Below are 12,227 nucleotides of genomic sequence, written 5' to 3'. Positions count from 1 at the left end.
CCCCAACCCCACCACCAGATTCGCCAGACCACCATGCGTCACCTGCACACCCTTGGGACGCCCCGTCGAACCCGACGTATACATCACATACGCCAACCCATCCCCCTCACACTCCACCACCGGAGCCCACGAAGGCCCACCAGCCAACTCCGCCACCACATCAGACTCATCCAGACACACCCGACACGACACCTCCAACCCCTCCACCAACACCCGATGCCCCACCACCACCCGCACACCCGCATCACCCACCATGAACCCCAACCGCTCCACCGGAAAACCCGGATCCAACGGCACATACGCCGCCCCCGCCTTCCACACCCCCAAAATCGCCGCAACCATCTCCACACCCCGCGGCAGACACAACCCCACCACCGACTCCGCCCCCACACCCCGCGCACGCAAACAATGCGCAATCCGATTCGCCCACACATCCAACTCCCCATACGACACCCCCACCCCACCACACACCACAGCCACCGCACCCGGATCCACCCCAACCCACGACCCAAACAACTCAGGCACCAACACCCCCGACACACCACCCACACCACCACCCCACTCATCCAGAAGCTGCCGCAGCTCCGCGCCGTCGAGCACCTCCAGCGCGTCGAGCCGGGCGCGCGGGTGCTCGTCCAGCGCGGCCACCAGGTGTCCCAGGCAGGTGTGCAGCAGCGCGCACACCCGGGCCGGATCGGCCGGCGCCACCGCCTCGACCGTGAGGACGAATCCTGACCCGTCGTCGTCGACGGCCACGTCCATCGGGTAGTTCGTGTGCTCGTGGAAGTGGTGCAGGCGCACTCCTTCGAACCCGGTGTCCGGCGCCTGGTCCGCCTCCTGGCTGGACCGTTGCGCGTGCCGGTAGTTGAACAGCGAGGTGAACAGTGGGCTGTTGCCCTCGATGCCACTGGCTTTCTGTGCCAGGGCCAGCGGGGCGTGCTCATGCACCAGCAGCTCCGCCAGCTGGTCCTGCATGGAGGTCAGTGCCTCGGTGACACTCACCCCTTCGGTGCGTACGCGCACGGGGAGGGTGTTGATGAACAGGCCGGGCACGCGGTCGGAGCCGGCGCCGGCGTTCATGCGTCCGAACAGCACCGTGCCGAACACGACGTCGTCCCGCCCGGACACGGAAGCCAGCACGCGGCCCCATGCCAGGTGGAAGACGGTCGCCGCGCTCACTCCAAGCTTTCGCGCCACCTCCCTCACCTGACGTGCGACGTCGTCGTCGACGGGCAGGTGTGCCCGCTCGGTCCCCGCACCGTCGCTGTGCACATCCGTGAGGCCGTACGGTGCCGTCGTCTCGGTCACGTCCGCGAGGAGCTCGTGGAAGAACCGCTCGTGCTCCTCGGAGGCCACGCCGAGCCGCGCCTGAGCAACGAAGTCACGGAACGGCAGCGGCTCCGGCAGCGACGCTCCCTCCCCCGACATGAAGGCGCGCAGCTCTCTGATCAGCACCTCCATGGTCGTGTGGTCCTGAACCATGTGGTGGATGCGCAGCAGTGCGAGCCACCGGTCGGTGCCCGGCTCGGCGGCCGTGTGCACCCGCAGCAGCGGCGCGCTGCTCAGATCCATCGAGCCGCCGACATCGAGCATCTGCTGCACCGCGTCGGCGGTGGTGCCGGCTTCCAGGACGATCTCCTGGACAGGCAGCTTCACCCGCCGGGAGACGGCTTGGACAGGCTCGGCCAGCCCTTCCCACATGATCGCCGTGCGGTAGATCGCGTGACGGTTCATCACCTGCTGCAGGGCGCCGAGGAACGCGTCGAGACGCTCACGGGACACGAAGCCCACGACCATCGGCGCCACGTAGACGTCCGCGCCGCGATCGGCCTGCATCAGGTGATGGAACAGGATGCCTTCCTGCAGCGGGGCCAGTGGATAGATGTCCTCCAGGTTGGGCGCACCGCCTTCGACCTGCCGCAGAATCCGCTCGATGGCCGACTCGTCGAGGTCCACCAGGGGCACCATGTCGGGCGTGATCTCCGCGGCATTCGCGGGGATCCGGTTCTCGGGCACCTTCACCCACTCCGGACCGGCCACCGCAGCGAGCCCTGCCGGTGTCGGCGTCTGGAACAGTGCCTTGACCGATACCGACATGCCGCGCGCCCGCAGCTTCTCCACCAGCGAGACCGCCAGCAGAGAGTGCCCGCCCAGCGCGAAGAAGTCGTCGTCGACCCCGATCCTGTCCACGCCCAGTACCTCGGCAAAGGCCAGACACAAGGCCTCTTCCTGCGCCGTCTCCGGCCCCCTGCCACCGACCCCGGACCCGGACCCGAGGTCGGGAGCCGGCAGAGCAGCCCGGTCGAGCTTGCCGTTACCGGTCAACGGCACGGCATCCACAACCACCACCGCGGAAGGCACCATGTGCCCCGGCAACCGCGCCGCCGCAAACCCCCCGACAGCCGCGGCGAGATCCTTCGCATCAGCGTCCCCATCGACCGCGACGACATAAGCCACCAGGCGGGTATCGCCCGGGACATCCTCGCGGGCGACGACCACCGCCTGCGACACCGCCGGACACCCGGAAACCACCGCCGCCACTTCGCCGGGCTCGACCCGGAAGCCACGGATCTTGACCTGGTCGTCCGCCCGGCCCGCGAAGACCAACTGCCCGTCCGCCGTCCAGCGCGCCCGGTCCCCGGTGCGGTACATCCGCTCACCCGCCGACCCGCCGAACGGGCACGCCAAGAACCGCTCCGCGGTCAGCCCCGCACGACCCACATAACCGCGCGCCAACTGGGCTCCAGCGGCATAGAGTTCGCCGGTCACGCCCGGCGCGACCGGGTTCAGCGCGTTGTCCAGGACGTAGAGACGGGTGTTGGCCACGGGCGTGCCGACCGGCACCACCCCGGACGCCACCACCTCCTCGGTGAGACGGGCGGTCGCGACACCGATCGTCGTCTCGGTGGGGCCGTAGTGGTTGAACACTTCCCGGTCCCCGGCAGCCGCCAGCAACTCCGCCACCAGGGCGGGCGAGGCCGCCTCACCACCCAGCACCAACGACCGCGCGGGCAGCACCGCCGCCGCACCCAACGCCGCCACATGCGACGGCACCGCCTTCAAAAAGTCAATCCCGTGCTCGGCCAGATACGCCGACACCACCACCGGGTCGGTGACCGCCTCCTCATCCAGGACATGCAGCTCACCACCCGTCGTCAGACTCGCGAACACCACCGTGTTACCCAGATCGGTTGCCTGCCCCTGCAACACCGCATACCGGCCACCCGACACACCCAACCCCACCCGACCCGGCACCGACGCGACATAGTTCGCCAGCGCCCCGTGCGGAACCGCCACCCCCTTCGGCACACCGGTCGAACCCGACGTATAGATCACATACGCCACCTGGCCCTCGTCCACGGACACTTCGGGAGCCGTATCCGGCGCAGCCGCAAGCTGCATCGCGGTCAGTACACCGTCCACCGCCACCAACCGATACCTGCCCGCCGGCAGATCCTCCAGGACCTCCTCCGTCGTCAGCGTCAACACCGCACGACTGTCCCCCAGCTGGAAGGCAATCCGCTCCGCCGGCTGCCCCGCATCCAGCGGCAGATACCCGGCCCCCGCCTTCCACACCGCCAAAATCCCGACGATGCTCTCCACCCCACGCGGCAGGCACAGCCCCACCACCGACTCCGCGCCCACGCCCTGCGCCACCAGATAGTGCGCCAGCCGGTTCGCCCGCGCATCGAGCTCGCGATACGTCACCGACTCCCCGCCGCAGACAACCGCCACCGCCTCCGGGGAACGCACCACCTGAGCCGCGAACAACCCAGGCACAATCGCGGGCCCAACCTCGACCGCCGTGTCGTTCCACCCCTCCAACACCAGACGCCGCTCACCCGCATCCAGCACATCCACCGCACTCAACGGAAGCGACGTGTCACGCGCAAGGTGTTCGAGGACACGTATGAACCGGTTCGCGATGCGCTCGACCGTGTCCGCCTCGAACAGGTCCGACGCCGCCGTCAGCACGCCTTGGAGACCGGCGGGCGCGCCCTGCCCGTCGAAGACCTCCTTGGCGAACACGTGCAGGTCGAACTTGGCCAGCGATTCGCCGGCGTCCGCCGTCATCGGACTGATGCGTACGCCGCTCGCCCGTTGCCCAGGACTGCTGCCGTCGTCGAGCCGGGTGCTGTTCTGCATGGTCAGCATGACCTGGAACAGGGGGTGTCGGGCCAGTGACCGCGACGACCCGAGTTCCTCCACCAGCTTCTCGAACGGCACATCCTGATGGGCGAACGCCGACAGACTCGTCTCGCGGATGCGATCAAGGATCTCGCCGAACGTGGGGTCCCCCGACAGATCGGTGCGCATCACCAGCGTGTTGACGAAGAAGCCGACCAGGTCGTCGAGCGCCTCGTCGTTGCGTCCGGCGACGGGCGCGCCGATCGGGATGTCGGTGCCCGCGCCCAGTTTGTTGAGTGTCATGGCGAAGGCGGTCTGGAGCACCATGAACAGGGTGGCGCCGTGTTCCCGCGCCAGTACCGCGAGGCGCTGGTGGACGTCGGCGGAGACTTCGATGCCGAGCTCGCAACCGCGATGCGAAGCCACGGCCGGACGGGGCCGGTCGAACGGCAGCTCCAGCTCCTCGGGCATTCCGGCCAACGCCGTGCGCCAGTAGGTCACTTGCTGGGACAGCAGGCTCTGCGCGTCGTCCTCGTCACCGAGCACTTCCCGCTGCCACAGCGCATAGTCCGCGTACTGCACCGGCAGTGGGGCCCATTCGGGTGCCCGGCCCGCGAGACGCGCCATGTAGGCCGTCGACAGATCCCGCATGAACGGCCTCATCGACTCGCCGTCCCATGCGATGTGGTGAATGACCAGCACAAGTACGTGCTCGTCCGGGCCGGTCGTGAAGAGCCGTGCCCGCAACGGCATCTCGGCGGCCAGGTCGAAGGGCTCGGCCGCCGTCTCGGACAGTGCCCCTGGCAGTGCGTCCGGGGACACCGCGGCCGTTGTCAGGAAGAACCCGGTCTCGTCGATGGGGAGGATTCGCTGATGCGGCTGTCCGTCGGCCGAGGGAAATGTGGTGCGCAGGATCTCGTGCCGCCCGATCACGTCCCGCAGAGCGGCCAGCAGTGCGTCCGGGTCGAGCTTCCCGGTCAGGCGCAGGGCCAACGGCAGGTTGTAGGTCGAACTCGGTCCCTCCAGTTGGGCAAGGAACCACAGCCGACGCTGCGCGAAAGACAACGGAATCATCAGGACCCCTCCTCGTTACGCATCGGCCTCAGAGCGGGCCTGGTCTGTTTCCTGGTTCCACCTTGTTGTGCAAGCCAGACCGCCACCGCGGCAGGGGTCGGCGCCTCGAACAGCAGCCGGATCGGCACCTCGGTCCCCGAGGCCGCGCGCACACGGTTGGCCAGCTTCGTCACCAGAAGTGAGTGGCCGCCGAGGGCAAAGAAGTCGTCCTCCGGGCCCACCACAGGCAGCCCGAGGATCTGTGCGAAGGCCCCGCAGACCATTTCCTCCAGCGCGTTGGCCGGTGCCCGACCCGTGGTAGCGGCCGTGCTGTGGTCCGGGGCGGGCAGCGCCTTCCGGTCCAGCTTCCCGTTGACTGTCACCGGCAGCGCGTCGAGGAGCAGCACCGCCGAGGGCACCATGAACTGGGGCAGCCGTTCCGCGACGTACCGGCGTACCGTCTCAGGGAGCCCGGCCACGTCGCCGCCGCCTTGTCCGGCAACGACGTACGCGACAAGGCGCTTGTCGCCGGGGCGGTCCTCGCGGGCGACGACCGCGGCCCGGTCCACCTCAGGATGTCCCGCGACCACCGCCTGGACCTCTCCGGGCTCGACCCGGAATCCGCGGATCTTCACTTGTTCGTCCGCTCGGCCGGCGAACACCATCTGCCCGTCCGCGGTCCAGCGGACGCGGTCCCCTGTCCGGTACATCCGCTCGCCGGCAGCGCCGAACGGGCAGGCCACGAACCGCTCCGCGGTCAAGCCCCCACGTCCCGCGTATCCTCGCGCCAGTCCGGCGCCCGCGACGTACAGCTCCCCGGCCACGCCGACGGGCACCGGGCTGAGCGACGCGTCGAGCACATAGACCCGGGTGTTGACGACGGGCGTGCCGATATGCGGCACGTCACCAGGGGCGAGGGGGGCGGATATCGCGGCGGCCACGGTCGTCTCCGTCGGGCCGTACCCGTTGAGGAATCGCCGCCCGTCCGCCCACTGGGCCAGCACATCCGCACCGAGTGCCTCGCCCACTGCGGCCAGGGTGGTCACGGACGGCAGGTCGGCCGGATCCATCGCGCCCAGCGCCGCGGGTGGTGCGATCAGATGGGTCACCCCGTGCCGCTGCGCGAGCTCTGCGAGGCCCGGTCCCGGCAGGAGTTCCTGGGCGGAGCCGAGCACCAGACGACCGCCGTTGCTCAGGGCCATCAGCACCTCGAAGACCGCGCCGTCGAAGCCCACCGAGGCGAACTGCAGCACCCTGCTGTCGCTGTCGAACGCGAATCGTTCGGCCTGTGTCAACCGCAGGCTTGCGACTCCGGAGTGGGAAACGACCACACCCTTGGGGCGCCCGGTCGATCCGGAGGTGTAGATGACGTACGCCGCGTTCGCCGGGAGCAGTCTTCCGGTGCGGTCGCCGTCCGTGACGGGCTCGGGACTCGTCCTGGCTGCTTCCGCGACGAGTTGCGGCCCGTCGATCACCAGGACCGGCGGTGTGGGCTCCGCGGGGAGCAGTCGCGTACACGCCGTCGTGGTCAGGACGTACATCGGATCCGTGTCGGCCAGCATGTACGCAATCCGCTCCGCGGGCTGCCCCGGGTCGATCGGCAGATACGCGGCACCCGCCTTCCACACCGCGAGCAGCGCCACCACCAGCTCGACCGAGCGGTCCGCGAGGACGGCCACCAGCGTCTCCGGGCCCGCTCCCCCGGTCACCAGGATCCGCGCCAGCCTGTTCGCCCTGGCGTCCAGCTCCGCGTACGTCAGCTCGCTGTCTCCGTGGACCAGGGCGACCGCGTCGGGGTTTCCGGTCACCTGGGCGGCGAACAGCTGCTCCGCCGTGGCGGGTGCGACGTCCCGCTCGGTCCGGTTCCACTCCTCGACGGTACGCCGGTACTCGCCCGGCTCAGTGACGTTCACGTCCCTGATGCGGGTCCCGGGGGCATCGCTCAGCGCGGCGGCGACGCGTACCAGGCCGCCCGCGACGCGCTGTGCGGTCTCCTCGTCGAAGAGGTCCACCGCCGCGATCAGCACGCCTCGCAGTCCCGCCGGTGCGCCTTGGGTGTCGAACGCCTCGCCCAGACTCAGGTCCAGGTCGAACTTCACCGTGGCAGGGCCACCCGGCAGCCGACTGGCGTGCAGGCCGGGCAGTTCCAACGCCGCGGATCCCGTGTTCTGCACGGTCAGCATGGTCTGGAACAGCGGATGCCTGGACATGGACCGGGCCGGGGCCAGCTCCTCCACCAGCCGCTCGAACGGCACGTCCTGGTGGGCGAACGCGCCGAGCCCGGCCTCCCTGACTCTCTCGAGCAGCTCGTCCAGCGTCGGGTCGCCGGACAGGTCGGTCCGCAGCACGAGGGTGTTGACGAAGAAGCCGACCAGGTCGTCCAGAGCTTCGTCGGTGCGCCCCGCGTTCGCGGTGCCGATCGGAATGTCCGTACCGGCTCCCAGCCGGTTCAGGGTCACCGCCAAGGCCGCCTGCAGCACCATGAACAGTGTCACACCCCGATCCTGCGCCAGCCGCACGAGACGGCGGTGCACCCCGGCCGGGATCTCCAGCGGAACCTCGTGTCCTCGGTGCGACGCCACGGCCGGGCGCGGACGGTCCGTGGGCAGCTCCAACTCCTCCGGAACTCCCTCCAGGACCCGGCGCCAGTAGGCGAGCTGAGTGGTCAGGAGGCTGTCCGGGTCCTCCTCGTCACCGAGCAGCTCGCGCTGCCACAGGGCGTAGTCCGCGTACTGCACGGGCAATGAGGTCCAGTCCGGTGTCCGGCCGGAGCGTCGCGCCTCGTACGCGGACGAAAGATCCCGCGCGAGCGGCCCCGTGGACCATCCGTCACCGGCGATGTGGTGCACCAGAACCACCAGGACGTGTTCCGTGGGGCTCTGTGCGAACAGCCGGGCACGCAGTGGGATGTCGTCGGCCAGGTCGAACTCGCTTCCGGCAGCCGCGCGCACCGCGGCATCCAGTTCCTGCGGCGCGATCTCGACGACCGGCAGTTCGAAGCCGGTCTCCTCGACCCGCAGAATCCGCTGGTACGGCTCGCCGTCCACCGTCGCGAACACCGTGCGCAGCGCCTCGTGCCTGCCGATCACATCCCGCAAGGCGGCCTGGAGGGCCTGCCGGTCCAGCTCACCGGTCAGCCGCAGCACCATCGGAATGGCGTCGCCCGCGCCGGCCCCTTCCAATTGTCCCAGGAACCAGAGCCGTTGCTGCGCGAAGGACAGCGGCACCCGCTCCGGACGCGGCATGGCCGCCAGCGCGGTACGCCCCGTGCCGGCCTCCCTCAGCTGCGCAGCCAGCTTGGCCGGGGTCGGCGCCTCGAACAGCATGATCAGCGTCACCTCGACACCCAGCACGGCGCGCACCCGGTTCGACAGCCGCATAGCCAGGAGCGAGTGACCGCCGAGAGCGAAGAAGTCGTCGTCGACTCCCACCCTCCGCACGCCCAGGACCTGCGCGAAGGCGCCACACAGCAGCTCCTCGTGCGCAGTGGCCGGGGCCCGAACGACTCCCGTGGTCGCAGCGTGGTCGGGTAGGGGCAGTGCGGCCCGGTCGAGCTTGCCGTTCACGGTCAACGGCAGCGCATCGAGGGAGACGACAGCCGAGGGCACCATGTGGTCCGGCAGCCGAACTGCGGCGAACTCCTTGACGGCCTCGTTGAGTTCACCGTCCGCGCTGCCCTCCGGCACCACGTATGCGACGAGCCGCTTGTCGCCGGGGGTGTCCTCCCGGGTGATGACGGCAGCCTGGGCGACCTGCGGATGCGCGGCCACGACCGCCCGCACCTCACCCGGCTCGATACGGAAGCCGCGGATCTTCACCTGTTCGTCCGACCTCCCCGTGAAGGCAAGGACGCCGTCCGCGGTCCACTGCACCCGGTCCCCGGTGCGGTACATCCGCTCGCCGCGATCTCCGTACGGGCACGCCACAAAGCGTTCGGAGGTCAGTCCCTCATGGCCCAGATAGCCACGTGCCAGCCCTGGACCCGCCACATACAGCTCACCCGGCACTCCGACCGGCACCGGCTCCAGCCGGCCGTCCAGCACGTACACCCGCGCGTTCGCGATCGGTCCGCCGATGTCCGCCCGACCGCCCGGCGTGAGCGGTTGCGACATCGTCGCGCACACCGTGGTCTCCGTCGGCCCGTACGCGTTCACGAACCGCCGTCCCGCGGCCCAGCGCGTCACCAGTTCGTCGCCCAGCGCCTCTCCCGCCGATACCAGCGTCGTCACCGGCGCCAGATCGTCCGGTCCCAGCACCGCAAGCACCGCGGGCGGCAGGGTGGCATGCGTGACCCGATGCCGCGCCACAACCTCGGCCAGCCCCGCGCCCGGCAGCAACTTCTCGGCCGGGGCCACCACGAGACACGCCCCCGAGCTCAGCGCCACCAGTATCTCGGACACCGCCGCGTCGAAGCTGACGGATGCGAACTGCAGCATCCGGACGGCCCCGTCCACCGCGAACCGCTCCACCTGCGCCGCCACCAGATGCGCCACCCCGGCGTGCGACACCGCCACGCCCTTCGGACGACCCGTCGACCCGGACGTGAAGATCACGTACGCCAACTGGCCACCTACCACGTCGACTTCGGGTGCCGATGAAGGTGACGCCGCCAGCGCCTCCGCCACGTCCGGATGGTCCAGAGCCACGACGCCGACACCCGGCCCGGCCAGCTCCCCCGCCGTACCGTTCAGGCCGACGACGAGGCTCGTGCCGCTTTCGGTGAGCATGTACGTGAGCCGGTCGGCCGGGTACTCGGGATCCAGCGGCAGATAGGCGGCGCCCGCCTTCCACAAGCCCAGGATCGACGCCACCAGCTCCACACCGCGCGGCAGGCACAACCCCACCAACGACTCCGACCCCACACCCTGCGCCCGCAGGTAGTGCGCGAGCCGGTTCGCCCGCGCGTCCAGCTCCGCGTACGACACCTCAACCCCGTCACCCACCACGGCGAGCGCCTCCGGCGTCCGCGCCACCTGCGCCTCGAACAACCCCGCCGCCGACAGGCCCGACACCTCCACAGCGGTCCGGTTCCACTCCCCCACCACCCGCCGCCGCTCCACCGCACCCAGCACGTCGACCGCCGCGAGCGGGGTCTGCGGAGCCTCCTCCAAGGCCGCTGCCAAGCCCTCCAGAGACGTGTGCAGCAGATCGCACACACGGCCGGCGTCCGCTCCCGCCACCCGGATGCTCAGCACGAACTCGGTCCCGCGCTCATCGACCGCCGCGCTCATCGCGTAGTTGGTGTTGTCCTTCGAGCTCAGCCTGGTGACACCGTCGATGCCGGGGCTGCCTCCTTGCGCCGCGAGCCGGTCGTGCCGGTAGTTGAAGGCCGAGGTGAACAGTGGGCCACCGCCCTGCACCCCGCTCATCTGCTGGGCCAGGGCCAGCGGCGCATGCTCGTGCACGAGCAGTTCCGCCAGCTGGTCACGCACCCCGGTGAGCGCCTCGGCCACTCCCGCCTCGCCGACGCGCACGCGCATCGGCAAGGTGTTGAGGAACAGGCCGGAAACCCTGTCCGCCCCCTCCCCCGAGTTCATCCGGCCGAAGAGGACCGTGCCGAACACCACGTCGTCCCGGCCGCTGATCGCGGCGAGCGTCCGCGCCCATGCCAGGTGGAAGACCGAGGCCGGACTCACACCGGTCTTGCGCCCCACCTCCCTGATTCTGGCCGCCAGTTCGTCCGACACCCGCCGCTGCGCGTTGTCGACGTCGCCGCCGTCGCCGTGCACGTCGAGGAGGCCGTACGGCGCGGTCGTCTCGGTCACGTCTCCGAGCAGACCGGCGAAGTAGCGTTCGTGCTCCTCCCGGGGCACGCCGAGCCGGGCCTGCGCGACGAAGTTCCGGAACGGCATCGGCTCGGGCAGCGTGTCGCCCCGGCCCGACAGGAACGCCGCGAGCTCTTCGAGCACCACCTCCATCGACGTGTGATCGTGCACCAGGTGGTGGATGCGTACGACGGCCAGCCAGCGGTCGTCGCTGCCGGGTTCGGCGGCCATGTGCACATCGATCAGCGGAGCGCGGCCGAGGTCCATCCACGACCCGGCGACGGCCGAGAGCTGTTCCACGGGATCGGCACCGTCGGCATCGAGCGTGACCTCCTCGACGGGCAGTTCCGCGTGGCGCTGCACGAGCTGGACCGGCTCACGCAGGCCCTCCGAGATGACCGCGGTGCGGTAGATGTCGTGCCGGTCCACCACCTGCTGCAGCGCGGTCAGGAAGGCGTCCAGCCGGTCGCGCGAGTCGAACGCGAGCGGCATCGGGGTCAGGTAGACGTCCTCGTCTGTGCCGCTGTCCGCGGCCATCCGGTGGTGGAAGAGGATGCCTTCCTGGAGCGGGGCCAGGGGATAGACGTCGGCGATGTTGGAGGCGCCTCCCTCCGTGCGCGCGACGATCCGCTCGATCTCGTCCTCTGTGAGTTCGACGAGCGGGAGCATCTCCGCGGTGATGCGGGTCGCTCCGTCGGGCACCAGGTTCGGCGGGACCACAACCTCCTGCGGCGCCGCCTCCACAGCAAGCCCCGCAGGCGTCGGCGTCTGGAACAACGCCCTCACCGACACCGCGACACCACGCCTGCGCAGATCCTCCACCAGCGACACCGCCAGCAGGGAATGACCGCCCAACGCGAAGAAATCGTCGTCCACACCAACACCGTCAACACCCAGGACCTCCGCGAACGCCGCACACAGGATCTCCTCCCGCACGTTCACCGGACCCCGACCCGCACCCGCACCCGCACCCGCATACACCGGAGCCGGCAAAGCCCCACGGTCCAGCTTCCCGTTCCCCGTCAACGGCAACGCCTCCACCACCACCACCGCCGACGGCACCATGTACCCCGGCAACCGGCCCACCACCGCCTCCCGCACCACACCCGCCAAACCACCCTCACCAACCCCTGCATCGGTGCCGGTGCCGACGACATAAGCCACCAGACGCTTGTCACCCGCAACGTCCTCACGCGCCACCACCGCAGCCTGCGCCACCTCCGGCAGCCCCGCCAGCACCGCCTCCACCTCACCCGGCTCCACCCGGAACCCACGCACCTT

Annotated in this window: 2 protein-coding genes; both read right to left on the bottom strand. The window is 70.0% G+C overall.

Annotated elements, in window-relative coordinates:
* On the bottom strand, positions 1-5,202 hold a 5,202-nt coding region (locus ACH4D3_RS41030), incomplete at its 3' end, for an amino acid adenylation domain-containing protein (RefSeq protein ID WP_398332860.1).
* On the bottom strand, positions 5,202-12,224 hold the full coding sequence (locus ACH4D3_RS41025) for an amino acid adenylation domain-containing protein (protein ID WP_398332861.1): 7,023 nt from the start codon (positions 12,222-12,224) through the stop codon (positions 5,202-5,204). The genes ACH4D3_RS41030 and ACH4D3_RS41025, both read right to left, overlap by 1 nt.
* Positions 12,225-12,227 lie beyond the last annotated feature (3 nt).

It is taken from the genome of Streptomyces sp. NPDC018026 (genome assembly GCF_044327745.1).
Classification (GTDB): Bacteria; Actinomycetota; Actinomycetes; order Streptomycetales; family Streptomycetaceae; genus Streptomyces; species Streptomyces rubrogriseus.
Note: the sequence above shows the minus strand (reverse complement) of the source record. Positions and strands in the feature narration are given on the sequence as shown.